Source organism: Luteolibacter sp. SL250, assembly GCF_026625605.1.
Lineage (GTDB): Bacteria > Verrucomicrobiota > Verrucomicrobiia > Verrucomicrobiales > Akkermansiaceae > Luteolibacter.
This window is the reverse complement of the sequence record NZ_CP113054.1, coordinates 3137616-3161198: the sequence shown is the minus strand read 5'-3', so window position 1 is coordinate 3161198 and position 23583 is coordinate 3137616. Positions and strand designations below refer to the sequence as shown.

The following is a 23583-nucleotide window of genomic DNA, read 5'->3' as shown; positions in this document are numbered from 1 at the left end:
ATTCAGAAAACAGGGGAGACGAACACCTGGGCGGCCAGTTCCTTGCTGATGGCCAGACGGGTGCCGGAAATGGAGCAGACGAGATTCCGTCCTCCCGACAGCTTCCGGATCTGCGTTTCCTCCCGGAAACCGAGATCACGCAGTCGGTCGGAGGATGGGCCGTCGATGCCGCTGATCCGGAAGTCACGGCCTGCCTCGACCTCATTGAGGGTCTTGGCACTGGTGGATTCGGGGGCGTCTGCGGGGCGGATGGGCATCCGCGCTGAGGGTCGTCTTTTGAGAAGGGGTTGCAATAAGAAAAGGCGCAGCCTTCGCTGGGAAAGCCGCGCCTCAGGGAGAATGGGTGAGGATCAGGACAGCACTTCGCGGTGGAAGGTCAGCCAGTCGTCCAGGTTGTTGAGATTCACTGCATCCGGCAGGGAACCGTCGTCCGGAATACCGTTCGCGGAGAGGATGTCCTTCCGGATGTCGTCACCGTGGTGGTAGCCGGTGATGGAGTCGTTGAGCTTCTTCACGGAGGTGGCGTCGAGCGCTCCGCCGGACTTTTCGAGAATCCATGCTTCAAACTGTGGATAGGTCGGCTTCTTCTCCGCAATGAACGCATCGAAGTCGGCGTTGGCGATGCCGAGTCCGTCGAGAACCATCTGGTCGTAGCCTTTTCCGCAGGCCGGGTAGTCCGGATGGAGCTTTCCGGCAGCACCGAGGGAGGCCTTGAGCCAGAGTCGCGGCAGGTGGAGGACGCCGAGAGGGCCTGCGGTGCCGGAACTGATGAGTGGGATGATCTGGGACATGGGATATTCTTGGATTTGTTGGATCGCGCGACCGGTGGAGAGCGCGATTCTCCATCCATCGGCCAATTCATCTCTGTTGGCAAATCCGTTTGTTAGGGAATCGCCCGCGAGGTGAACCCGTGCGCGGGACTTTGGGAATGTTGCGGGGATTTTTCGAGATTTCCGTTTCCATCGGCGGGCAACCCGGGCAGCTTGGCGCACCGATAACCGCCATGTGGAAAGGCCGCTTCTCCCAAGATACCTCGTCGCTCGTCCAACAGTTCGGAGAGTCCATCTCCTACGACTGGAGGCTCTACCCGCATGACATCGCGGGATCGATCGCCCATGCCCGTGCGCAGGTGAAGGCGGGCATTCTCACGGAGGAGGAGTTTTCCCAGATCCGTGACGGCCTGCTGGCCATCCTGGAGGACATCAAGGCGGGGAACTTCGAATTCAAGACGTCCCTGGAGGACATCCATATGAACATCGAGTCGGAGCTGACCCGGCGGATCGGTCCGGCGGGGGCGAAGCTCCACACCGCACGCTCCCGGAATGACCAGGTGGCGACGGACACCCGGCTTTATTCGCGGACGGAGATCGACGGACTCATCCGTGCGGTCACGGACCTTCAGAACGCGCTGTTGGGTCAGGCGGAGCGCTATGCGGAGTCCGTCATCCCCGGCTACACTCACCTCCAGCGCGGGCAGCCGGTGACGGCGGGCCATCATTTCCTCGCCTATGTCGAAATGCTGGAGCGTGACAAATCCCGGCTGGCCGACTGCCGCAAGCGGCTGAATATTTCCCCGCTGGGTTCCGGTGCGCTGGCAGGTTCCACCATCAATCTGGACCGGGTGCAGATCGCAGAGGAGCTTGGTTTCGATGGGATTACGAAAAACTCGATGGATGCCATTGCTGACCGGGACTACATCGCGGAACTGCTGTTCGTCATTTCGCTCTGCGGGGCGCACCTTTCCCGCCTGAGCGAGGACCTGATCCTCTGGTGCAGCAGCGAGTTCGGCTTCGCCGCACTGTCGGACGCCCACACCACCGGCTCATCCCTGATGCCGCAGAAGAAGAATCCGGACGTCTGCGAGCTGACCCGTGGAAAGACCGGACGTCTGGTGGGCAACCTGATGAACCTGCTGGTGGCCATCAAGGGCCTGCCGCTGACCTACAACCGGGACCTGCAGGAGGACAAGCCGCCGCTTTTCGATTCCGTTGATACCCTGAACCTTATCCTCGCCGTGAACACGGAGATGATTGCGGCCATGGAACTGCGGGAGAAAAACTGTCGCGCCGCCGCGTCCGACCCCATGCTGCTGGCCACGGATCTCGCCGACTATCTGGTGAAGAAGGGGATACCGTTCCGCCACGCCCACGAACTGGTCGGAAAGGCCGTCGCGGAAGCGGTTGCCACCGGAACCCCGCTGGACCAACTGGATCTGGCCGCCATCGACCCCGCCTACGGGCCGGAGGCGAAGGATGTCTTCTCCCTCGAACGGGCGTTGGCCTCCCGGACCAACCCGGGCGCTCCTTCGATCCAGAACGTCCGTGCGGAAATCAGCCGCTGGAAGGGTGTCCTTTCCGGTAGTTGATCAAAATAAGGCACGGATGGTTCCAGTCTTGCCAAGCCCCTGATTCCCCTTAGGGTCGGGGGCGAGCAGATTTCTCCCGAAATCCTCCGATGTCCGCAGCCGGTCAAACGCGACCTGCCGGTTCAATTCTCCTTTTACCGAGGGCGTTGGATTCCGGCTGGCGGCAGGAAATGAGGGAGAGCTGCACACGGGCGGCGGCGCAATCCGACCGGCTCCGAACACGGCAAAGCGACCTCCGCACGCAGCGGTGCTTTCCCCCGGTAACAAAAGGCCGGTTTTCGGAGTCCATGTCGGCCAACACCGGGGTCCTATCCTCCAACATTGCGGGGCACTCCAGCCCGCCGCGCCAAGGACCGCCCGTAACACCCAGACCCATGCGAAAACATGTCGAACGCAACACAAGATTCCCGGAACTCGGGAGATAAGCGCCGCCGCTCACGCGGTGGCCGTAACAGAAGGAACAACCAGAACCGCGGCGAACGCGGCGGAGATCGCGGCGAACGAGGCCAACGGGATGGCAACAAGCCCCCGCGCGCCGAGGAATTCCGCCCGCAGGGCAACCGCCCGGCCCGGAAATACTCCGCGCCGAAGCTGACCTGGTGGCAGAAGCTGCTCAAGGCCATCGGCCTCTACAAGGAGCCGGTCCGTCCGCCGCGCCCCGAGCGCAAGCCGGATGTGTCCAAGCCGCAGGGCGGCGAGGCGAAGGTGAAGTCCAACACCCGTGTCGCACGCACCACCGAAGGCCAGGCTGCCCCGGGCGAAAAGCGCGAGCGCGGTGAGCGTGGTGAACGCGGCGAGCGTGGTGGTCGCAACCGGGACAACAACCGCAGTCGTGGCGGCGACGCCGGCAGCGTGGAGTCCTCCCGCGTCTATGTCGGCAACCTGTCCTATGACGTTTCCGAAAGCGACCTGATCGACCTCTTCAAGGGTATCGGCGGCGTCCGCAACGTGGAGATCGTCTACAACCGCACCACCCACCGCTCGAAGGGCTACGGCTTTGTGGAGATGCTCCACGTCGATGAGGCCAAGCGCGCCGTCGAGGTGCTGCACGACCAGCCATTCATGGGCCGCAAGCTGACCGTCTCCGGCGCCAAGTCGAAGGGCCAGGACGAGCGTGAGGACCGCGAGGAGCGTGAAGACCGCCCGGAGCGTGCTCCGCGTGAACCGCGCAATGCCGGTGGACATGTGGTCGAAGCTCCCGTCATCCCTGCGGCTGCGGCTGCTGCCGCGGCTCCGGAAGCCGTCGAGACCGTGACCCATCTCCAGGACCCAACTCCTGCTGAAATCGTGGAAGCCGCGGTCGAGAACGTCGAGGCCGTCGGTGCTCCGGAAGTCATTGTCGAAGCCGTCGAGCATCAGGTCGCCGACGCTGTCGATGCCGAGCCTGCTTCCGAAGAGGAGAAGAAGGACGCCTGATCCCGCTTCCCCAAAGACGACATTCCAAGCCCCGCCCGGTCCGCCGCGGCGGGGCTTTTTCGTGAGAGTGCCTGGGCCAAGATGGCCCAGTCACATTCGGAAGATCCAGCTATTCCGCTGATCTGCTCCTTGCTCCTCCGGCATCGATCTGACTAGGCTTCCTCCCTGATGGCCACCGCTGAAGACCAGATACAGAAGCCTGCCGGATGGGATGGCACCACCCTGTGGATCATCAGCGTGGGGATCTTCTTGGTGATCCTCGCTTATGGAATTCCCATTGCTGCAAGTCATACGAACCTCAGGGAGGGATTGCAGGTGGGACTGATCAACGGTGTCTTTATAGGAACAGGAGTCAGCATCCTCTATCTGATTTGGTGCGCTCTGGTCTGTGTTGCATCGAGGAAGCGCTGGAAACCATGGCGGAAGCTTCTGCTGCTGTTTCCGCAGATTCTGATGTTCGGCTCCGTGGTGGTATCCCTGGTAACGAATCCACCCACGGCGAAGAACGCCTTCCGGCAGGCCATGAAAGCGCCTTTCCCCGATAAATCGCAGAACCTTCGTTACCACTCCTGGGGAGGTGGCATCACCGACAGGACAACAGTCTGGTGCTTTGAGACCACTCCGGAAGCAGTGGAGAAGTTGATTGATGAAATAAGTTTCGACAGCAAGAAGGTCTGGTCACCGGGAGATCCCGGATCTTTCCCTGGTAACTGGCCATTCCCGGACGCCCCGGATCTTCAGCGATGGAAAGGGAGCGAACGCCACGAAGGACAGAGGAGATCATCCTTTCGTCACCTCATCATCGACAAGGAACGGCGTCTTGTCTACGCCTGCTACAGTAGCTACTGACGGAGCCGGCAGTATCCGAATCACAGCCCGCTTTGCTGGATCAGATCCCGGAGCTGGGTCTGGAACTCCATCACATCCTCTTGGGATGGGCGGTAGCCCGGGGTATCCGCGTCGAGGCCGGGGCGGCCGTTCTGGTCCAGCATCCAGATACCGGTTTCGCCATCGCTGAAGGTCACGCGACCGCTGACCAATGAACCTGGCAGGGCGATATGATCCATGGTCACCGTGACAGCGCCGGTCGGGACAGGGGCTTCGGGCTCCGGCTTTTTCTCTTCTTCCTTTTTCTGCTCCTGAAGCCTGATCTCCAGATCCAGCACCAGGAAACGGGCGTCCATGTAGCTGATGGAGATGTCGAACTCATCCTTCAGCCGTTTCTGGAGGTCGGAGATGGTGGCGCCTTCCGCCGCCCAGGCGTGGAGGGAATCTTTCTGTTCGGGGGTGAGTTTGCTGGCGCTGAACATGGTGCTGTTCTGACCCATTGGGAGGGATTTCCAAGCCCCAAGAAAAGGAATCTGCCGGATCAGCCGAAGGTGCCGTTCTGGCGGGCTTGCACGGCCAGCCGGAACGCCTCTTCCTCCCCGTGTTTCTTCACGGAAAAGCGGATGCTGCGGCGTTGGCCGGGGGATGGGGACCAGGTGGCCTGCCAGAAATAATAGACCACTCCATTGCCCCCTGAAATCGTCACCTTGGAAACGCCTACGACACCGGAAGAATTGCGGGAGGACTTCGAACAAACGCGCGCCCTGTCGTCCTCGGCGAAGGTCCTGAGCAGGTCATCCCGCCAAGCCCGTGCCGCTGCCAGCGAAGCCTCCATCCCGCCGAAGCGGCGATCCGCGAAGTACTTCGCATACCGCGTCCCCCGCCGCTGGAGGCGCACCTGCCAACCGAAGGTACTGCTTTCCGCCCGCTCCATCCGGGTGATCGCAAAATTATCCATCACAACTTCCATGGGTCCGATGGTAACCTCCGGGTGCTTCCGGCACTTGTCAAAGCGAAGCTTGTCAAGGGGCGGAGACCTCCGGGAGAGTCGGGCGTGCTGCGGACCCTGGAAAAACACTTCGGATTTGACGCGTTCCGGGAAGGGCAGGAGCCGGTGATCCACGCGCTGATGGACGGTAGGTCAGCTCTGGCGGTGTTTCCAACGGGCGGAGGAAAGTCCCTCTGCTACCAGCTTCCGGCGTTGCTGATGGACGGGGTGACACTGGTGATTTCCCCGCTCATCGCGCTGATGAAGGACCAGGTGGATCGCCTGACCTCACGGGGCATTTCGGCGGCGAGGCTGGACTCCACCCTGGATGCGGCGGAGGTAATCGAGATCAACCGGAAGCTGGATGCCGGAGAACTGAAGCTGCTCTATGTGGCCCCGGAACGCCTGGCGAACGAGCGGTTCCGCCAGCGGCTGGAACGGTTGCCTATCGCCATGGCGGCCATTGACGAGGCGCATTGCATTTCGGAATGGGGGCACAATTTCCGGCCGGACTATCTGAAACTGGCGATGATCCTGAAGGAACTCGGCGTGAAAAGGATCCTCGCACTGACGGCGACGGCGACGCCATCGGTCGCGCGGGATATTTGTGACCGGTTCGGGATTGCTCCGGAAGATCATGTCCAGCTCAGCTTCCACCGCACGAATCTGGATCTGAGGACCACGGTCTGCGGGGTGAAGGAGCGTAAGGCGCTGCTGCTGGAGCGTGTGCGCGAAACGGAGGGTGCGGCGGTGGTCTATGTCACGCGGCAGGAGACGGCGGAGGAGATCGGTACCTTTCTGGCGCGGAATGGCGTTTCCGCGCAGGCCTACCATGCGGGTCTGCCGCCGGAGACGCGGGCGGCGGCGCAGCTCGCCTTCATGGATGGGAGCATCCGGGTGATTGTCGCCACCATCGCGTTCGGCATGGGCATCGACAAGGCGGACATCCGTGCGGTGTATCACTACAACCTGCCGAAGAGCCTGGAGAACTACAGTCAGGAGATCGGCCGTGCGGGGCGCGATGGAAAGCCGGCGGTGTGCGAGATGCTGGCGTGCGGGGAGGATCTGGTGACGCTGGAGAATTTCATCCACGCGGACACCCCGACCAAGCGGGCGCTGGCGAACCTGCTGGACCGCGTCCTGCGGCTGGGGAACACCTTCGATGTCTCCGTCTATGATCTTTCCGTGTCGTGCGACATCCGGACGCAGGTGGTGGCGACGGTGATGACCTATCTGGAAACGGACGGCCACATCACGGCCACCGGCACGTTCTACTCCACCTATCGGGTGAAGCTCCTGCAACCGGAGGCGCGGATCTTCAGCGGACGCCCACAGGAGGAATCGGATTTCCTGCGGAAGCTGTGGAAGCTGGGGGAGGAGAAGCGGACCTGGAGATACTTCGATCCCTCCGCTGCGGCGGCCCAACTGGAGGTGACGCGGGAGCGGGTGGTGGCAGCACTTTCCGAACTGGAACGGGCAGGGGATGTGGCTCTGGAAATCTCCGGTGTGAGGCAAGGCTACCGCATGCTCAAGGAGGGGAATCCGCGCGAGATCGCGGAGCGTTTCGCGGAACGGTTCTCCCGGCGGGAGACCGCGGATCTGGAAAGGCTGGGGATGGTATCCGACCTTCCGGGACGCAGCGAATGCCTCACCGGCTGCCTGACGGGCTATTTCGGAGAAGATCTGCCCGCACCCTGCGGTCACTGCGACCGGTGCAGGGGGATAGATGCGGAACCCATCCGCCGGCCACAGGTAAGAAAGCCAGCGGATGACGAGTGGGCGGTCATGAAGGGTTTGATCGACGAACGGCATCCCGCGCTCGCCACGCCACGGCAGCTCGCGCGTTTTCTCTCGGGCATGACCAGCCCTGCGGCGACGCGTGCGGGGCTGACCCGGCACGATGCCTTCGGGATGCTCGCGGACATTCCCTTCCGGGAAATCCTGGACCAGGTGAATGCCGCGAGAGGCTGATCCTGAGGCGGAGCCTTACCCGATTTTGTAGCTCACCCGGTCGTCGGTCTCGAGGTAGTCGAACAGGGTGCTGGTCTGTGGATCGATCCCGACCTCACCGCAGACGCCGACGAACCAATCCTTCTTCTCCGGATTCTCGTAGGGGTGGTAGGCTTCGATTTCGTCGGACCATGCATTCTTTTCGTCCTCGGTCTTCGGCGTTCCGTTGGCATCGAGCCATTTGGCGATCTCGGTGTCAGTGGCACCTTTCTCCAGTTCCTTGCGGACGTCGGCTCCCTTTACCCCTTTGAAGCCGAAAAGCATATTGTCGAGCGGGCAGTCGAAATGGAAATCTCCCAGCGTTCCGGCGATATCCGCACGACCCTTGTCCGCCATGCGGGAGAGGATGGCGTAGCCGCCGATGCGGACACGTGGGCTGGTCGGGGCTTCCCTGGACAGATCTTTGGCGTTGCTCATGATGTTGGTGTGGTTAGACCGCCAACAAACGGCTGTTGGTGCGCTTGTCAAATCGCGGGACATGCTTCGGGGTTGCCGTGACCGCTTCCTGGCGGTCATGTTGGACTGGTCAGGCGTATGAAACCCATCAGCAGCAATCCTGTCACACTCCGGAACTTCGATCCGGCGGCAGGTGGCCTGCCGTTCGCGTTGGAGGCGCTGGACCGGGAAACGCTCGCCGCTCCGGTGAGGTCCAACTGCTTCACCATCCTATGGGTGAGGGAAGGGGAGGGCCGGTATCATCCCGACCTCATGGAGCATCCCTTCGCCGGGCCGGTGCTGCTTTTCGCGAATCCTTATCAGACCCTGTTCCTCAAGCCGGAGTCCGCCATTTCGGGAACGTTGATGAGGTTCCATGCGAACTTCCTCTGCATCGAGACCCACCATAAGGAGGTGGGGTGCAATGGCGTGCTGTTCAACCGCCTGCACGGCGAACCGATGGTCAGATGTGATCCAGCGCTCGCGCGGGACGTCGGCACATTGGTCGGACAAATCGAGGAGGAGTTCACCGCCGGTGATGTCGCCCATCGTGAGGCGGTGCTGTCGCTCGTGAAGATCCTGCTGATCAAGGCATCCCGGATGAAACTTGAGCAGATGGCTGCGGCCTCCACTCCCGGCAAAGCCGCATCCCATCCGGTATTGGTCTCCCTCCTGGAACTGATCGAGCGCGATTTCCATAGGATCCACCGTCCCCACGAATACGCGGCTCGGTTGGGAATGACACCGAAAGCCCTGGGGAGGCTGGTAAAGGAGGAACTGGGAAAAACTCCCACCGAGCTGATCCGCGATCGGATGCTGAAGCATGCGAAATGGCACCTGCTGCACACCCTGCGCCCGGTGAAGGAAATCGCCGCGGAGGCGGGATTCATGGACGAATTCTATTTCAGCCGGTTGTTCAAGTCGGCCACCGGTTTTTCCCCCACGGCTTTCCGGGAGTTCGAAACCCGGATCCGGAATGGGAGTAATTTGTCCATGTGAAGGCTCCTCCCGTCCATTCCCGGAGGCATGGGCCGCGTCTAACCTCTCCGGATGAAGCAATGGATGGAAAGGATGGCGGGGACGGATCGGCTGGGCATCACACTGACACGGTGGGGCCTGATTGTGGTGCTGCTGTGGATCGGCGGCCTGAAGGTGTTCAAGTATGAGGCGGACGGGATCGTTCCGTTTGTCGCGAACAGTCCGACGATGAGCTTTTTCTACAAGTATCCCGCACCGGAGTACAAGAATCACATGAACCCGGAAGGAGCGCTCATCCTGGCGAACCGCGAATGGCATGAACGCAACCGGACCTACCTCTTTTCCTACGGACTTGGCGCGGTCATCGTCATCTACGGGCTGATGCTGGCGCTCCATCCCTGGCTGCCGCAAGTGGCGGCGGTGGGAGGGTTGCTGGTGGCCATCATGTCAGTGGTCACGCTGTCATTCCTAGTCACGACCCCGGAGAGCTGGGTGCCTCCGCTGGGAGACACCGAGCACGGATTTCCCTACCTCAGCGGGCGTGGCAGGCTGGTCGTGAAGGATGCCATCATGCTCGGTGCCGGGTTGGTGGTGATGGCGGATTCCGCGCGAGCGTATCTGCGGAAAACAAACGGCAACCGATAGCCTCGAATGGCATTGATGGCGGATCAGATCGACCGCAGGTAGTCGTGGAAGGCGGCGGTGTCCGTGCCGAGCTTCGTCGCGACCTTCGGCTTGTCCGCAAGGACGGCGAGGCGTTCCGGGATCTCGATGACGCCCTTGCCAAGCTCCGCTTCCATGACGTCCGGGAACTTCGACGGGTGCGCGGTTTCGAGGCTGATGGTGGCGGTGCCGGGGTGACCGGCACGCCATTGGCGGGCGGCCAGCCATGCGACCGCACCGTGCGGGTCGATGTCGTAGCCGTGGATGGACTTCACCTCGCGGATGGCCGCGCGGGTCTGGTCGTCGCTGAACATCACGCCGTGGATCTTCGCCTTCATGGAATCCCATGAGCCGCCGAAGAGTGCCTGCATGCGGACGAAGTTCGAGGGCGCGCCGACGTCCATCGCGTTCGAGATGGTGGCAACGCTGGGGCGCGGCTGGTAGTCGCCCGAGGAAAGGTAGGCGGGCACCACGTCATTGCGGTTGGTGGCGGCGATGAAATGCTCCACCGGCAGGCCGAGCTGTGCGGCCAGCAGTCCGGCGGTGAGGTTGCCGAAGTTGCCGGACGGCACCACGAACACGGGCTTCACACCTTCCGGGAGCTGGCGGGCACTGTGGATGTAGTAGAAGCTCTGTGGGACCAGCCGGGAAAGGTTGATGGAGTTCGCGGAGGTGAGGTTCAGCTTCGCCGACAGCTCCTGGTTCAGGAAGGCGGACTTCACCAGAGCCTGGCAGTCATCGAACGAGCCGGCGATCTCCAGCGCGGTGATGTTGCCACCCAGGGCGGTGAGTTGCTTTTCCTGCAGGCCGGACACCTTTCCTTCAGGGTAGAGGATGATCACCCGGGTTCCGGGGACGTTGTGGAAGGCGGAGGCGACCGCACCGCCGGTGTCACCGGAGGTGGCGACCAGCACGGTCAGTTCCCGGTCCTCGTCGCGGGTCAGCCAACCCATCAGGCGGGCCATGAAACGCGCGCCGAAGTCCTTGAACGCGAGAGTCGGTCCATGGAACAGCTCCAGGATGTGATCGCCGGGAGCCAGGGTAACCAGCGGAGCGTCGAAGGTCAGCGTGCCTTCCACGATGTCCTTCAGCGCGTCGTGCGGCACATCCTCACCGAAGAAGGCCTCCGCCACCGCGTAGCCGATCTCCTGGAAGGAAAGGTAGCGCCAGATTTTCCAGAAATCCCCGCCCAGCACCGGTAGCTTGTCCGGCATGTAGAGGCCGTTGTCCGGCGGCAGGGAGCGGAGGACCGCTTCCTTCAGGTCAACACGGTGGGCGGGATTGTTGGTGGAGTGGTAAAGCACGGTTTTGTAAGCTCTAAATCTGAAGCTCTAAATTCTAAACGGAAAATTCGGTGCCCTTTCAACAGAGGCGTTTGGGATTTCGTGCTTAGGATTTGGTGCTTTCTTCAATCACATGCACGCCCGTGGTGTTGATGGGCGAAACGTAGGCCTGGTTGGTGAGCGGGACGGCGGAGAACACCTTGGAAACGGCGTCCGCCACCTTGCGGGCGGATTCCTCCCCTTCGCAGAGTGCGAAGACGGACGGACCGGCGCCGGAGATGGAGAAACCGAGGGCTCCGGCGGAGAGGGCCGCGCGTTTCGCCTTGTAGAAATCCGGGATCAGCTTCTGGCGGCGCGGCTCCGCGATCACATCATGGATGGAGCGGGAGATCATGCCGTAGTCTTCCTGGATCAGGCCGCAGATGAGGCCGCCGAGGTTGCCGATCTGCTGGGTGGCGTTTTCCAGTGGGATTTCCTTAGGCAGGATCTCGCGGGCGACCTTGGTGAGGATCTCGATGTCCGGGTGGACGACGGCCGCCCACAGGTTCTTCGGCGCGGGGAGCTGGGCGATGTCCAGTTCCGCGTTGGAGCGGATGAAGACGATGCCGCCCATGAGGCAGGGACCCACGTTGTCCGCGTGCCACGCGCCGTCGGCAAAGGCCTCACCGGCCATGGTGAAGGGGAGGAGTTGCTTCCGGCTGAGCGGCGAGCCGATCAGCTTGTTCACGGCATACGCACCTGCCACGGCGGAGGCGGCGGAGGAGCCGAGGCCGGAGCCGAAGGGCATTTTCTTGTGGATCTCCATCTCGATGCCCCGGTCCATCATGCCGAGGTGCTTCAACAGGTCCAACGCGGCCACTCCGGCGGTGTTCTGGGCGGGGTTTTTCGGCAGCTTCCCGTTGTCGCCGGTAATCTTGGTGATGTGCAGCCCGGGCTTGTCGGAATGACGGACGACCACTTCGTCACCCGGCGCGTTGATCGCGAAGCCGAGGACGTCGTAGCCACAGGCGACGTTCGCCACCGTGGCCGGGGCGAAGACGCGGATTTCTTTGGAATCGGGCATGACTGGATGGAGTGGAAATGCCGCCACTGATGGCGGGCGGGAGGTTTAGTGGGGAGAGCGCCGGGATTCAAGCGCGGAGACTCGCGGTGTGGATCATGGGATGCCACGGGGGTAAAAGCGAAACCGCCGCTTCCCGGAGGAGAGCGGCGGTTTTCAGCTTCACAATCAATTTGCCTTTCCCAAGGGAGGAATGGCGACCCGTAAGGGAGTCGAACCCTTCTTGCCAGAATGAAAATCTGGAGTCCTAACCGATAGACGAACGGGTCGTTGTCGCGGTGCGGGGCGAAAGAAACGACAGAGGCCCGGGTTGCGCAAGATTTTTTTGAGTGATTTTTCCGATTCATACCAAGGATGCATGAAATTCCACGCAACAAAGTGACGGAGGCATGGTTGCGGCTTGTCAAGAGGGGAAGGATTCCTAGTCTTTTCCGCCTCCGGGCAATCCCAATCATTCACCGGAAATCTCTTTGTCATGAACACGACCCTGCTCGCAACCGCTGCCAATGAAGCCCGTGGCCTCGCCATGGATGCCGTCCACGCCTGTTCCTCCGGCCACCTCGGCCTGCCCCTCGGGTGCGCGGACATCGGCGCGGTGCTGTTCGGTGAAACCCTCCGCTACAATCCGGACGCGCCGAAGTGGCTGAACCGGGACCGTTTCATCCTCTCCGCCGGTCACGGCTCCATGTTCATCTACGGCTGGCTGCATCTGGCCGGTTACGCGGTGCCGCTGGATGACGTGAAGAACTTCCGCCAGCTCCACTCCATCACCCCCGGCCATCCGGAGTTCCATGAAACTCCTGGCGTTGAGGCCACCACTGGCCCGCTCGGCCAGGGTGTTGGCAATGCCGTGGGCTACGCCCTCTCCGGCAAGCGCGCCGCAGCACGCTTCAACACCGCGGAGCACACCATCTTCGACCACAACGTGTTCGCCCTCCTCGGCGACGGCTGCCTCCAGGAAGGCGTGGCCAAGGAAGCGATCGCTTTCGCCGGCCACAACAAGCTGGATAACCTGGTGCTCATCTATGACTCCAACGATGTGACGCTGGACGCCATGGCAGATGTGACGCAGAGCGAGAACGCGGAGCAATATTTCGCCTCCCAGGGCTTTGACGCCGTGACCATCGACGGTCATGACTTCGCCGCGATCGCGAAGGCGCTCGACCACGCCCGCAACGACAAGAACGGCAAGCCGAAGGTCATCATCGCGAAGACCATCATCGGCAAGGGCATCGCCGAGGTGCAGGGCACCGCAAAGGGCCACGGTGAAGGTGGCGCGAAGTTCGTGGATGCCGCCAAGCTGGGCCTCGGCCTGCCGGAAGGCTCCCACTTCTATGTTTCCGAAGGAACCCGCGCTTTCTTCGCGGAGCGCACCGCTTCCGGGAAGGCCGCGTTCAAGGCATGGCAGGCGACCTACGACGCGTGGGCGAAAGTGAATCCGGATCTCGCCGCCGAACTTACCGCCGGTGTCGCACAGTCCGTCCCCGCCGACCTCAGCGACAAGATCCCGGCCTTCGCCGCGGACTACAAGGACGCAACCCGTTCCGCGGGTGGCACCGTCCTCAACGCGGTGGCGAAGGCGATCCCGCAGGTGATCACCGGCAGCGCCGATCTCTTCGGCTCCACGAAGAACTACATCAACGGCGGCGGTGACTTCTCCGCCACCAACCCGACCGGCCGCAACATCTGGTTCGGCATCCGTGAGCACGCCATGGGCGCGATCTGCAACGGTATCGCCTATGACGGCCTGTTCCGCATCAGCGGGGCGACCTTCCTCGCTTTCGCGGACTACATGCGCGGCTCCATCCGTCTTGCAGCGCTCGCCGGTCTGCCGGTGACCTTCATCTTCACCCACGACTCCGTTGGTGTCGGTGAGGACGGCCCGACCCACCAACCGGTGGAAACCGTCAGCGGCCTGCGCGTGATCCCGAACCTGGACGTGATCCGCCCGGGTGATGCGGAGGAAACCGCCGGTGCCTTCATCGCCGCGCTCAACCGCACGGACGGCCCGACCGCCCTCATCCTCAGCCGCCAGGCCATCCCGCTCATGAATGACGTGCCGGTGCAGGAGCGCCGGGACGGTACCGTGCGCGGTGGCTACATCGCCGTGAAAGAGAAGGGTGAACTCACCACCATCCTCCTCGCCACCGGCTCCGAAGTGCAGCACGCCGTTGCCGCCGCCGCCGAGCTGGGCGATGGTGTCCGCGTCGTTTCCCTGCCTTGCCTTGAGCGCTTCGAGCGCCAGAGCCCGGAGTACAAGGAAAGCATCCTGCCGAAGGCCGTGAAGAAGCGCGTGGCCATCGAAGCCGGTGTCTCCGGCCTGTGGTGGAAATACGTCGGGGACGAAGGCAAGGTCATCGCCATCGACCGTTTCGGCATCAGCGCTCCTGGCAACACCGTGTTCAAGGAACTCGGCATCACCAAGGACGCCGTTATAGCCGCCGCGAAGTGATCCTTCCGGAAGTTTGATTCCAATGGGGAAGCCCGGTCACGCGACCGGGCTTTCTTTTTTGATGGGTAGCGAGTCTCGTGAGAGCTTCGGCGGGGAGGATTCCTACTCAGCTCAATGCGAAGACTTCCCGCGCAGCTTGCGGATGCCGTTCACCAGCAGCAGCACGAGGATACCGGCGATGAGGCCGCAGATGCCGTTGAGAAGAGAGGAGACGATCGGTGCGAGAAAGCCACCAGTGGCAGCCGCGATGTGCTCGATCTGCAGATACAGCCAGTGGATGCCGTGGACCACGATGCCTCCGCCAACCAGGAACATGGCGGCGGTGCCGAGGATGGAGAGAAGCTTCATCAGAAGCGGGGCGGTCCAGAGGATGCCGCGGCCGACTGCTTTCGGAGCCGCGCCTTCCCGCTGGGTGAGGTAGAGTCCGGCGTCATCGAGTTTCACGATGCCGGCGACAAGTCCATAGACTCCCACGGTCATGATCATGGCGATGGAAGAAAGGGACAGCGCCTGGCGGACCAGATTTTCATTTTCCACGACCCCCAGCGTGATGGCGATGATCTCCGCGGAGAGTACGAAGTCGGTGCGGATGGCCCCCTTGATCTTATCCGCCTCGGTCTCCACCTTTTCGTCAGGTGTTGTGGCAGCCAGTTCGGAAAGATTCTGCCCGGCTTCCTCTTCGGACTTCTTCCCGCGGTGCTGGAGGGCGTGGTGGAGTTTTTCGACTCCTTCGAAGCAAAGGTAGAGGCCACCGATCATCAGCAGCGGGGTGATGGCCCAAGGTGCGAAGGCACTGATGAGCAGCGCCAGCGGGACGAGGATGAGCTTGTTGACGAAGGAACCCTTCGCCACCGCCCAAACGACGGGAAGTTCCCGTTTGGAAACCACGCCGCTGACCTGCTGGGCATTCAGTGCGAGATCGTCACCCAGCACACCCGCTGTTTTCGCCGCGGCCTTTTTGGTGAGGATGGAGACGTCGTCAAGGATCGACGCGATGTCGTCGAGGAGGGTAAGTAGGCTGCCTGCGGCCATGTTGGCAGGATGATCCGCGAGGTTCGGGGAAAGTCGATGACGGAATTGAAGATCCAGGCGTCACTTCTTCGCTGACTTCGACGGGTCTGCGTCCGGTTGGATCTCCTTGCCGCCGGAGGGGATGCAGATGAGGTTGCGGGCCACATCGATGTACTGTCCCTGGGCGGACGCGTGCATGTAGAGCTTCTGCTTCCTGCGCTTGAGCGTTTTCAGGATCTCACCGGCCTGTTCCTCATCGATGCGGTCCTGAAAGTCCGCGAACCAATAGATCGCGTCCACCTTGTCGAACTCCCGGGAGAGGATGGCGTCGGCGGTGGATTTCGGTCCTTCAGGATCGTTGTAATAGGTGTTATGGCGGCTGGCGAACACCTCGTAGACTTCCGGCACGGGGAGGGGGCGGCTGAAGTCCACCTTGGTGCGGGAGTCCTTCTTTTCATCCCGGTAGAACGGATCCTGATAGAGGTACCAGAAGCGCTTGAAGGAATCCTCACTGCCGCCGCGGCGCATCTGGGAAACCACCGCGTCGATGTTCGGCCGGGTTTTCCCCCCGCTGATGCCGCAACCGACATGCAGGACCACGGGGCTGCCTTTCGCCACCCGGTCCAGTTCGTGGATGACCTTCGGCAGGTGCTTGGTCATGGATCCGGAAACGTCCAGCACCACACCGATGGAGCGGACGTTGAGCGTGGTGCCGAAAACGATGAGGCCTTTTCCGCCGGCCATGCCATTCCCCATACCCATGCCATCACCGGTGCCCATGCCGGTTCCATTTCCAGAGCCACCGCCGCTGCCCGCACCGCCGAGGCCTCCCGTGCCCATGCTGCCACCGAGTGCGCCCAGCGAACTCATGGTGCTGGAGGATGTTGGTTCCGGGAGGGTGAAGGCGCTCGCCACATTCGCCGCTGCGACCCGGGCGGTATTGGGCTTTGCGATGCTGACCTGCATCTTCTTCTGGCTGGGGGAGGACGCAGGGGAGCCGCCTCCTCCGCCGCTCGGCTTGAAATCGACCGTCTTTTCCGGCTCGGGTGGAATGACGGCGATGACCACGAAAATGCCGATGGCCACGATGATCCCATGGAGAATCAGGGAGACAGCCAACGATCCGGCGCCCAGTTTCCGGAGGAAGCTGCCTTTCGCGGGTTTCAGGAGGATGCCGGAATCATCAGTTTCCGGAGTGAGATCGGTGGCCGTTTTCATCAGGTAGATCGCAAGCCGCAGGGCGGAAAGCTGGGGGTAGTTTCGCTCCGGAAGGGGGAACGGCATTCCCCGTTAAGCGACATTCTTGTGACATACGCGGGCGTATGGGGCAGGGGTGATGCCGGACAATCAGAATCTCCCGACAATCAGCTGAGATTTTCAACCAACTGTTCTTCAAGGATTTGACGCTTGAGGTGGGAGGGCGGTGTGGATAACGATCCGGTTTCTTCGTGTCACTTGTGGCGCGGGACGGAGTAACACCCCCCATTTACTCATGAAACTGCTGAAAGCCTACCGGAAGACCTCAGATCTTCCACTTCACCGCCTTTTGAAAGGAACCGCCGGACGGATGCTGATGTCCGTCAGGCCGGATCTCTCGACAGCGATCAAGAGCAAGCCGTTTTCAAACCACCCACCCCTCAGTGGCCGGCTCATCAGGAACGGCCACTTCATGAAGGCGGTGGGCGAGGAGGATCATGCGATGATCCGGGATTTCCTGCGCGACTACTGGGCGTCAGGAGCGTCGGATGAATTCTACGAGGGACTGTCCCATCGCTACGAAACCCTCTTTCTGGCCTATCATTCGTCGATCGTGGACAAGACCCGAAGCGCGATGGATGGCATGCGCAATTCACTCCGCCGGATGGTTGAGATCGGTTCCGGGGATGGGAAGATTCTCGATCATTTCCGCCGCTGCCTGCCGGATCTTCCGGAGTTCCACGGCGTCGATGTGAACCTCCAGCAGGTTGAGAACAACCGGCTGATCTACCGGGAGAGTGGCCGGATGTCCTTCCATCACTCGGACGGACTGCGTTGGATGGAGCAGAATGGTGGTCCGGGAACCGTGCTGGTGACCAACGGCGGGGTCTTGGAGTATTTCACCCGGCCGGAGCTGGAGGGGCTTTTCGGGCGCATGAGCCGTGAGTGGGGTGGTTGTGTGGTTTCCCTGACGGAAAGCATCGCGGCCGACCATGACCTTACACGTGAACCTGGCACTTATCCCTACGGTTGGGAACTCTCGCTGTCCCACAACTACATCGCGTTGCTGGAGGAGGCGGGTTTCACCATCACCCATGTGAATGACCGTCTCACCACGCCGGAGGAGGCGGATACGGTGGGACGCTGGCTGCAGGTGGTGGCGGTTTCGACTTGAAGAACCGGCCGGAAATCAACGCCTGCGGCGGAAAGCCATGAGCCCGACGAGACCGGCGAACAAGGCCGATGAGGAGGGTTCAGGAACCATGTTCACCGTGTCTCCGGATGCACGGGCAAGCACGACACCTGGTATCGGCTTGTTTTCTTCTTCGGCATAATAGCCCCACTTCTGGACGCGGTCCGTGTGATTGTCCGTCTCGAATCCGCTGCCGGAGGTGTTGGTGAAAACGATGCGATCCCAGGTGGTGTCGCCCTCGCCGAAGAAATTGACGAAAGCATAGGGTTCACCGGCGTTTCCTCCCTTGAAGTCACCTTCGTTGGGATTGCCATGGTATTCCCGGGTGGTGGCGAGGCGTGCGAGGAGGGTCTCCGTGCTGAATCGGGCGATCAACGTGTCACCGCTGAAGAAGGAAAGCTCGTTCTGGTTGTCACCGGCGGACCACCACATGCCGAAGTAGGCATGATTGTTACTGAAGGAGAGGGTGGAGGTCTCCACGCCGCCGGCACCCTGCACGGAGTAGCGGGAACCGCCCGTGCCCGCGCCTCCATAGACGTCTGCGTTCCTGATGCTCAGCCGGTCGTAGGTGCCAACGCCATCCCAGTTGACGTTGGTCAGGTCTCCGGTGGAGAGGTTGTTGAAGTCGAAGACACTGGTGTGGGAGAGCGTGGAGTTCACGCTACCCGGGTTCTCCGCGTAGGTGATGAGAAGGGAATTCTGGGCGAGCGTGGTGCCTGTGGATGCTGCCATCAGGGCAAACGCGGCCGTGAGGCCGAGGGGGCGTTTCATTTGGGGTGGAAAAGGGGGGGAGAGAACGGATGGAGATTCCCATGGATTGCGGGTTTCCGCCATTCCGTGATCGCGGGAGAGTGGAGGCAGCGGCATCTCAGCCCCGTTTTGGGATGGAGCCTGTGGCTCCGGGCTGATACATCCGGCGGGTAATTGATCATCACCCGGAACAAATCATGGAATTGAAAGAGGCGGACTATGCCGCATCACCTTCGCTCAAACACCACCGCTGGATTTCGGCGGCGGTGGCGGTGGTGGTGCTGTTGACTGCCGGATACCATCTGGGTGTTGGCCGCGCATTCCGTGAGGGAGCATCATTCGTACTGCCTCTGGTTCTGATCTGGCAGTCGGATCACCTGGCTCATTGGGCGATCCGGGCCAGCGGACACTGGCTTTCCGCGACGAACGCGGACAGGTGGCTGAGGAGGCTGGGGTGGGTGATCCTTGTGCTACTGAGCGCGGACATTCTGATGGAGATATGGGCGGGCCATCGGTGGATGGCGCGGCTTCTCACCGCCTGAACTGGGTGACCTTGTGGGAGCTGTCTTCGGTGCTGATCGTGGCGGTGGGGGACTCGTTGTCCCACTCGAATTTCACCGCCTTCTGCCGGTTTTTGAATGGATAGAAAAGAACGCTGCCATCGTCAGCCGGTTTCCAGTTGAAGTTGGCGGTGTTCCACCCGCAGACGAGGCGGCCGTTGGGGGCGAACTGGACCCACTGGCGGCTGGACTCACCACCGGGCAGAAGCTTCTCCGGCATGCGCCATTTCAGCTCCGCCAGTTTGGCGGTATCAATTTTGTCCGCGGATGCCTTGGGAGAGGCTGCTTGCACGAGTGCGGTCTGTCGCTTGAGTTCGTTGTCCACTGCGACCGCTTCCTCAAGTTTGCCGAGCTGGGTGAACTTCAATTTCATCGCCTCCAGGGATGTGATGTAACTACCCGTGAGCGGACCAACGGCCTTGGAGGCAGCGTCGATATAGATGTTCCTGAGAGCGGCGAGATCCGCGGGAATCGGATCCCCGGTTGATGGGTGCTTGCTTCCTCCGTTGTCCGCCATCCGCTTGATCTCCCCATCCACCGCGAGGGCACCTTCCAGATCTCCGGACTGCGTGTATTTCAGCTTCAGCGAGTGGAGGCTGTCCACATAGCGCTTCGTCAGGGGATCCAGCGCCGCGAGGCTCTCCTTCTCGTAAGCTCCTTTCAGGGACGCGAGGGCCTCCGGTGCCTCCTGGGCGAAGCTGCATGTGACCGGAAGGACAAGCGTCAGCAGGAGGGTGGAGGCTTTCATCAGGATACGAGATTCCCTGCCGGTCATTGCCGCTTCAAGGAAAAACGGGATGCACGCAAGTTGATGGCCGTGGGATGGTGGTCCATCCCACGGAAACCCGATCCGTCACTCCAGCCTCGCCAGCAGGTCGTCGCTGTCCACCTGGTCGCCTTTCTTGACCAGGATCTCCTTCACGATGCCGTCGGCACTGGCGGAGACGGTGGTGAGCATCTTCATCGCTTCCAGCACGATGAGCTTGTCACCCGCCTTCACTTCCTGCCCGGCGGAGACTGCCACTTCGGTGACCATGCCGGGCATCGGAGCACAGGCTTGGGTAGGGGAGGAAGGGTCGCCTTTGGGCCTGCTGGCTTTCGCCACGGAAACGAGCGACTTGTCCGCCACGACGGACTCGCGCGGCATGCCGTTGAGTTCATAGAACAAGGCGCGGCGGCCCTCGCTGTCCGGCTCACCGATGGAGATGAGCTTGATGATGAGGATTTTGCCGGGGTCGATCTCGACTTCGATCTCCTCTCCGATCTGCAGGCCGTAGAAGAACGCGGAGGTCGGCAGGCTGCTGAGGTCGTCGTATTTCTTCCGGAACGCGATGAAGTCGGAGAACACCTGCGGATACATCAGGTGGGAGTAGAGATCGTCATCGGAGGCATCGCGGCCGAGTTTGGCTGTGAGTTCCGAGCGGGTGGCTTCCAGGTCGATCGGTTCGGCGAGTTCGCCGGGCCGTTTGGTGGTGGCTTTCTTGTTGCCGAGCACGACTTTCTGGACCTCCACAGGCCATCCGCCGTCCGGCTGGCCGAGACCACCGGAGAGCATGTCGATGACGCTTTCCGGCCAGTCGATGGAGCCGGGCTTCAGTTTGGGCACATCGGCGGATTTGATTCCGCGGGTGATGAGGAACATCGCCATGTCGCCGACCACCTTTGACGATGGCGTCACCTTCACGATGTCTCCGAAAAGCTGGTTCACATCCGCATAGGTGCGGGCGATCTCGCGCCAGCGGTGGCCGAGGCCCATGGCGTTCGCCTGCTCACGGAGGTTGGTGTACTGTCCGCCGGGCATCTCATGGTCATAGACCTCCGCTGTTCCGGCGCGCGGCGCGGAATCGAAGGGCTTGTAGAAGCCGAGCACTTCCTCCCAGTAGTCGGAAACCTCGTTGAGCGCTTCGATGTCCAGCCCCGGGTCCTGTTCGGAGTTCGCCAGGGCGGCGCAGACGGAGTTGAGGTTCGGCTGGGAGGTGGAGCCGGAAAGGGAGGCCAGGGCCAGGTCCGCGATATCGACACCGGCACGGGCGGCGGCGATGACGGAGGCGGCGTTGAGGCCGGAAGTGTCGTGGGTGTGGAAGTGGATCGGAATGCCGATCTCGCCCTTGAGCGCCTTGACGAGGTTGTAGGCGGCCTGCGGCTTGCAGAGACCCGCCATGTCCTTGATGGCGAGGATATGCGCGCCCATGGCCTCCAGTTCCTTGGCCTTGGCGACGTAGTATTTCAGGGAATACTTGTCCCGCTTCTCGTCGAGGATGTCGCCGGTGTAGCAGATGGCGGCTTCGCAGAGGACCTTGCCATGCCCGCGGACCGCCTCCATGGCCACCTTCATGTTCGGCAGGTAGTTGAGGGAGTCGAAGATCCGGAAGATGTCCATGCCGCTGTCGGCGGCGTGTTTCACGAATCCGGCCACCACATTGTCCGGATAGTTCGAGTAGCCCACCGCGTTCGATCCGCGGAAAAGCATCTGGAAAAGGATGTTGGGCACCTTTTCCCGGAGCTGGCGCAGGCGTTCCCACGGATCCTCGCTGAGGAATCGCATGGCGGTGTCGAAGGTGGCTCCGCCCCAGTTCTCCAGCGAGAAAAGCTGCGGCAGGTTGCTGGAATATGTCTCCGCGATGTTCAGCATGTCGAGACCGCGCATGCGGGTGGCGATGAGCGACTGGTGCGCGTCCCGCATCGACGTGTCCGTGATGAGGAGCCGCTTCTGGTCGAGGATCCACTGGGTGAACTTCTCCGGTCCCAGCTCGGTCAGGAGATGCTTCGTATGCTTGTCCGCGGGGAAGCCGCTGCCGCGCTTCGCGGGGATGGTCGCGGAGGGAAGCGGGGACGGAGGTCTCCAGTTCTTCGCGGAAGGATTGCCGTTGATGGTGATGTCCGAGAGGTAGGCCAAGGTGCGGGTGGCCCGGTCTCGCTTGATCTTGAAATTGAAGAGGGACGTTTTGGTGTCGATCAGCTTCGTGTGGGCCTGCCCGGTGCGGAAGGTCTCATCCTCGATGACGTTCTCCAGGAAAGGGATGTTCGTCTTCACCCCGCGGATGCGGAACTCGCGCAGGGCGCGGTCCATCCGTTGGCAGGCGATGGGGAAGCTGCGGCCCATGGCGGTGACCTTCACCAGCATGGAGTCGTAGTAGGGTGTGACCACGGAACCGGCGTCGCCGGAGGCGGCATCCAGGCGGATGCCAAAGCCCGCTGCGGAGCGGTAGTTCAGGATGCGGCCGTAGTCCGGCGCGAAGTTCTTCTCAGGATCCTCCGTGGTGACGCGGCACTGGATGGCGAAGCCATTGCAGGGCATCTGATCCTGCTGGGGGATGGCGATCTCATCACCGAACAGGGAGTTTCCGGCGGAAACGAGGATCTGGGAACGGACGAGGTCGATGCCGGTGACGCACTCGGTCACGGTATGCTCCACCTGGATGCGCGGGTTCATCTCGATGAAGAACCAGTCGTTCTTGTCCATGTCGTAGAGGAATTCGACGGTGCCCGCGTTGTTGTAGCCGATGCCCTTTGCCAGCGAAACGGCGGCATCGCAGAGTTCCTTGCGCACTTTCGGATCGAGGTTCACGGCAGGGGCAACCTCCACCACCTTCTGGTAACGGCGTTGCACGGAGCAGTCCCGTTCGAAGAGATGGACGACGTTGCCATGCTGGTCACCCAGGATCTGGACCTCGATGTGCTTCGCCCGGGAAATGTAGCGCTCCAGGAAAACGGCGGCGTTCCCGAAGGCGTTGAGTGCTTCGTTCTGTGCCTCCGCGAGCAGGCCGGGCAGTTGGGAGGGCTTATCCACCACGCGCATGCCACGTCCGCCGCCACCGAATGCGGCCTTGATGATGAGTGGAAAGCCGATCTCATGGGCCACGGTCAGCGCCTGGTCCGGGTCGGTGATCGGTTCCTCGGTGCCGGGCAGGGTGGGGACCTTGAATTTCTCAGCAAGCTGGCGGGCGGCGGTTTTGTCGCCCATGTTCTCCAGCAGCTCCGGGGACGGTCCGATGAAGGTGATGCCTTCCCGTGCGCAGGCGCGGGCGAAGGCGGCGTTCTCAGACAGAAAACCATAGCCCGGGTGGATCATGGTGACGCCTTTCGACTTGGCCAGTTTGACGATGCCCTCGACATCCAGATAGGCTCCGACGGGGCCTTTCGAGGAGTCCAGTTGGTAGGCCTCATCCGCCTTGAAACGGTGGATGGAGAAGCGGTCTTCTTCGGCGAAAATCGAGACGGTGCGGAGACCGAGTTCGTTGGCGGCGCGGAAGATGCGGATGGCGATCTCGCCGCGGTTGGCGGCCATCAGTTTTCCGGGATTGGATTGGGTTTCCAGCATGACTCGGAGAGTCTAAGGGGCGGGAAAAGCGTAGGGGAAGAGGGAATTTCCAATGATTCAAAGAACGCAACCGG

General features: G+C 61.8%; 21 protein-coding genes and 1 tRNA gene. 9 read left to right on the top strand and 13 right to left on the bottom strand.

The genetic code is table 11. The features are described from left to right. Window positions 1-2 precede the first annotated feature (2 nt). Both OVA24_RS13925 and OVA24_RS13920 read right to left on the bottom strand, forming a co-directional pair. The gene (locus OVA24_RS13925; RefSeq protein ID WP_267670474.1) at window positions 3-257 is read right to left on the bottom strand and encodes a FeoA family protein; all 255 of its coding nucleotides are present in this window, start codon (window positions 255-257) and stop codon (window positions 3-5) included. Window positions 258-350: 93 nt separating this feature from the next. Continuing rightward, entirely contained in the window at window positions 351-791 is a 441-nt protein-coding gene (locus OVA24_RS13920; RefSeq protein ID WP_267670473.1) for a DUF5069 domain-containing protein, read from the bottom strand. 212 nt (window positions 792-1003) lie between these two features. Between OVA24_RS13920 and argH the strand changes: the two genes are divergently transcribed. From argH to OVA24_RS13905, 3 genes are all read left to right on the top strand, one after another. Continuing rightward, window positions 1004-2365, top strand: a complete 1362-nt coding sequence (argH, locus tag OVA24_RS13915) for an argininosuccinate lyase (RefSeq protein ID WP_267670472.1) — start codon at window positions 1004-1006, stop codon at window positions 2363-2365. A 384-nt stretch (window positions 2366-2749) separates the two neighbouring features. Beyond that, window positions 2750-3781, top strand: coding sequence for an RNA-binding protein (locus OVA24_RS13910; protein WP_267670471.1), 1032 nt, complete (start codon window positions 2750-2752; stop codon window positions 3779-3781). 168 nt (window positions 3782-3949) lie between these two features. Then, window positions 3950-4630 carry a hypothetical protein gene (locus OVA24_RS13905; protein WP_267670469.1) on the top strand — a complete coding sequence of 227 codons (681 nt, stop codon included), beginning with the start codon at window positions 3950-3952 and terminating at the stop codon, window positions 4628-4630. A 20-nt stretch (window positions 4631-4650) separates the two neighbouring features. Here OVA24_RS13905 and OVA24_RS13900 read toward each other — a convergent pair whose 3' ends face one another. Continuing rightward, window positions 4651-5109, bottom strand: a complete 459-nt coding sequence (locus tag OVA24_RS13900; protein WP_267670468.1) for a hypothetical protein — start codon at window positions 5107-5109, stop codon at window positions 4651-4653. A 41-nt stretch (window positions 5110-5150) separates the two neighbouring features. Continuing rightward, complete coding sequence (locus tag OVA24_RS13895) at window positions 5151-5567, bottom strand: AP2/ERF family transcription factor (RefSeq protein WP_267670467.1); 417 nt, start codon at window positions 5565-5567, stop codon at window positions 5151-5153. A 33-nt stretch (window positions 5568-5600) separates the two neighbouring features. Between OVA24_RS13895 and OVA24_RS13890 the strand changes: the two genes are divergently transcribed. After that, on the top strand, window positions 5601-7568 hold the full coding sequence (locus tag OVA24_RS13890) for a RecQ family ATP-dependent DNA helicase (protein ID WP_267670466.1): 1968 nt from the start codon (window positions 5601-5603) through the stop codon (window positions 7566-7568). Window positions 7569-7583: 15 nt separating this feature from the next. Here the strand turns inward: OVA24_RS13890 and OVA24_RS13885 are convergent, their stop codons facing one another. Next, window positions 7584-8024: a DUF5069 domain-containing protein gene (locus OVA24_RS13885; protein ID WP_267670465.1), complete on the bottom strand. Its 441-nt coding sequence runs from the start codon at window positions 8022-8024 to the stop codon at window positions 7584-7586. 117 nt (window positions 8025-8141) lie between these two features. On the opposite strand from OVA24_RS13885, the gene OVA24_RS13880 reads away from it, so the two are divergent. Next, window positions 8142-9041: a helix-turn-helix domain-containing protein gene (locus OVA24_RS13880; RefSeq protein WP_267670464.1), complete on the top strand. Its 900-nt coding sequence runs from the start codon at window positions 8142-8144 to the stop codon at window positions 9039-9041. Between the two features lie 51 nt (window positions 9042-9092). Further along, window positions 9093-9665, top strand: coding sequence for a DUF417 family protein (locus tag OVA24_RS13875; protein ID WP_267670463.1), 573 nt, complete (start codon window positions 9093-9095; stop codon window positions 9663-9665). A 23-nt stretch (window positions 9666-9688) separates the two neighbouring features. On the opposite strand, the gene thrC is transcribed toward OVA24_RS13875, so the two are convergent. The 3 genes from thrC to OVA24_RS13860 form a co-directional block, all read right to left on the bottom strand. Beyond that, window positions 9689-10987, bottom strand: coding sequence for a threonine synthase (gene thrC / locus OVA24_RS13870; RefSeq protein WP_267670462.1), 1299 nt, complete (start codon window positions 10985-10987; stop codon window positions 9689-9691). 85 nt (window positions 10988-11072) lie between these two features. Further along, window positions 11073-12029 carry a homoserine kinase gene (locus OVA24_RS13865; RefSeq protein WP_267670460.1) on the bottom strand — a complete coding sequence of 319 codons (957 nt, stop codon included), beginning with the start codon at window positions 12027-12029 and terminating at the stop codon, window positions 11073-11075. A gap of 191 nt (window positions 12030-12220) precedes the next feature. Next, window positions 12221-12295, bottom strand: a tRNA-Glu gene (locus tag OVA24_RS13860). A 206-nt stretch (window positions 12296-12501) separates the two neighbouring features. Here OVA24_RS13860 and tkt point away from each other — a divergent pair. Next, window positions 12502-14478 carry a transketolase gene (gene tkt / locus OVA24_RS13855; RefSeq protein ID WP_267670459.1) on the top strand — a complete coding sequence of 659 codons (1977 nt, stop codon included), beginning with the start codon at window positions 12502-12504 and terminating at the stop codon, window positions 14476-14478. A gap of 111 nt (window positions 14479-14589) precedes the next feature. On the opposite strand, the gene OVA24_RS13850 is transcribed toward tkt, so the two are convergent. Further along, entirely contained in the window at window positions 14590-15510 is a 921-nt protein-coding gene (locus OVA24_RS13850) for a DUF808 domain-containing protein (protein ID WP_267670458.1), read from the bottom strand. A gap of 60 nt (window positions 15511-15570) precedes the next feature. Further along, window positions 15571-16773 (bottom strand): hypothetical protein, encoded by a 1203-nt coding sequence (locus OVA24_RS13845; protein ID WP_267670457.1) that lies wholly within the window; start codon window positions 16771-16773, stop codon window positions 15571-15573. A gap of 208 nt (window positions 16774-16981) precedes the next feature. Between OVA24_RS13845 and OVA24_RS13840 the strand changes: the two genes are divergently transcribed. Beyond that, the gene (locus OVA24_RS13840; RefSeq protein ID WP_267670456.1) at window positions 16982-17860 is read left to right on the top strand and encodes a class I SAM-dependent methyltransferase; all 879 of its coding nucleotides are present in this window, start codon (window positions 16982-16984) and stop codon (window positions 17858-17860) included. A gap of 15 nt (window positions 17861-17875) precedes the next feature. On the opposite strand, the gene OVA24_RS13835 is transcribed toward OVA24_RS13840, so the two are convergent. After that, complete coding sequence (locus tag OVA24_RS13835; protein ID WP_267670455.1) at window positions 17876-18649, bottom strand: PEP-CTERM sorting domain-containing protein; 774 nt, start codon at window positions 18647-18649, stop codon at window positions 17876-17878. A gap of 176 nt (window positions 18650-18825) precedes the next feature. On the opposite strand from OVA24_RS13835, the gene OVA24_RS13830 reads away from it, so the two are divergent. Beyond that, window positions 18826-19170, top strand: coding sequence for a hypothetical protein (locus OVA24_RS13830; RefSeq protein ID WP_267670454.1), 345 nt, complete (start codon window positions 18826-18828; stop codon window positions 19168-19170). On the opposite strand, the gene OVA24_RS13825 is transcribed toward OVA24_RS13830, so the two are convergent. Both OVA24_RS13825 and OVA24_RS13820 read right to left on the bottom strand, forming a co-directional pair. Continuing rightward, window positions 19160-19936, bottom strand: coding sequence for a hypothetical protein (locus OVA24_RS13825; RefSeq protein ID WP_267670453.1), 777 nt, complete (start codon window positions 19934-19936; stop codon window positions 19160-19162). The two genes, OVA24_RS13830 and OVA24_RS13825, sit on opposite strands and share 11 nt — an antisense overlap. Before the next feature lie 105 nt (window positions 19937-20041). Further along, window positions 20042-23509 carry a pyruvate carboxylase gene (locus tag OVA24_RS13820; protein WP_267670452.1) on the bottom strand — a complete coding sequence of 1156 codons (3468 nt, stop codon included), beginning with the start codon at window positions 23507-23509 and terminating at the stop codon, window positions 20042-20044. Between the last annotated feature and the right edge of the window lie 74 nt (window positions 23510-23583).

What these genes read in the sequence shown, in the direction of transcription:
- OVA24_RS13845 (WP_267670457.1), bottom strand. Translation starts at nt 16,773, where the DNA reads ATGCCGTTCCCCCTTCCGGAGCGAAACTACCCCCAGCTTTCCGCCCTG.
- OVA24_RS13840 (WP_267670456.1), top strand. Translation starts at nt 16,982, where the DNA reads ATGAAACTGCTGAAAGCCTACCGGAAGACCTCAGATCTTCCACTTCAC.
- OVA24_RS13865 (WP_267670460.1), bottom strand. Translation starts at nt 12,029, where the DNA reads ATGCCCGATTCCAAAGAAATCCGCGTCTTCGCCCCGGCCACGGTGGCG.
- OVA24_RS13900 (WP_267670468.1), bottom strand. Translation starts at nt 5,109, where the DNA reads ATGGGTCAGAACAGCACCATGTTCAGCGCCAGCAAACTCACCCCCGAA.
- argH (WP_267670472.1), top strand. Translation starts at nt 1,004, where the DNA reads ATGTGGAAAGGCCGCTTCTCCCAAGATACCTCGTCGCTCGTCCAACAG.
- OVA24_RS13880 (WP_267670464.1), top strand. Translation starts at nt 8,142, where the DNA reads ATGAAACCCATCAGCAGCAATCCTGTCACACTCCGGAACTTCGATCCG.
- OVA24_RS13895 (WP_267670467.1), bottom strand. Translation starts at nt 5,567, where the DNA reads ATGGATAATTTTGCGATCACCCGGATGGAGCGGGCGGAAAGCAGTACC.
- OVA24_RS13850 (WP_267670458.1), bottom strand. Translation starts at nt 15,510, where the DNA reads ATGGCCGCAGGCAGCCTACTTACCCTCCTCGACGACATCGCGTCGATC.
- OVA24_RS13875 (WP_267670463.1), top strand. Translation starts at nt 9,093, where the DNA reads ATGAAGCAATGGATGGAAAGGATGGCGGGGACGGATCGGCTGGGCATC.
- OVA24_RS13905 (WP_267670469.1), top strand. Translation starts at nt 3,950, where the DNA reads ATGGCCACCGCTGAAGACCAGATACAGAAGCCTGCCGGATGGGATGGC.
- OVA24_RS13925 (WP_267670474.1), bottom strand. Translation starts at nt 257, where the DNA reads ATGCCCATCCGCCCCGCAGACGCCCCCGAATCCACCAGTGCCAAGACC.
- OVA24_RS13820 (WP_267670452.1), bottom strand. Translation starts at nt 23,509, where the DNA reads ATGCTGGAAACCCAATCCAATCCCGGAAAACTGATGGCCGCCAACCGC.
- OVA24_RS13920 (WP_267670473.1), bottom strand. Translation starts at nt 791, where the DNA reads ATGTCCCAGATCATCCCACTCATCAGTTCCGGCACCGCAGGCCCTCTC.
- OVA24_RS13825 (WP_267670453.1), bottom strand. Translation starts at nt 19,936, where the DNA reads ATGAAAGCCTCCACCCTCCTGCTGACGCTTGTCCTTCCGGTCACATGC.
- OVA24_RS13910 (WP_267670471.1), top strand. Translation starts at nt 2,750, where the DNA reads ATGTCGAACGCAACACAAGATTCCCGGAACTCGGGAGATAAGCGCCGC.
- OVA24_RS13830 (WP_267670454.1), top strand. Translation starts at nt 18,826, where the DNA reads ATGGAATTGAAAGAGGCGGACTATGCCGCATCACCTTCGCTCAAACAC.
- OVA24_RS13885 (WP_267670465.1), bottom strand. Translation starts at nt 8,024, where the DNA reads ATGAGCAACGCCAAAGATCTGTCCAGGGAAGCCCCGACCAGCCCACGT.
- OVA24_RS13835 (WP_267670455.1), bottom strand. Translation starts at nt 18,649, where the DNA reads ATGAAACGCCCCCTCGGCCTCACGGCCGCGTTTGCCCTGATGGCAGCA.
- tkt (WP_267670459.1), top strand. Translation starts at nt 12,502, where the DNA reads ATGAACACGACCCTGCTCGCAACCGCTGCCAATGAAGCCCGTGGCCTC.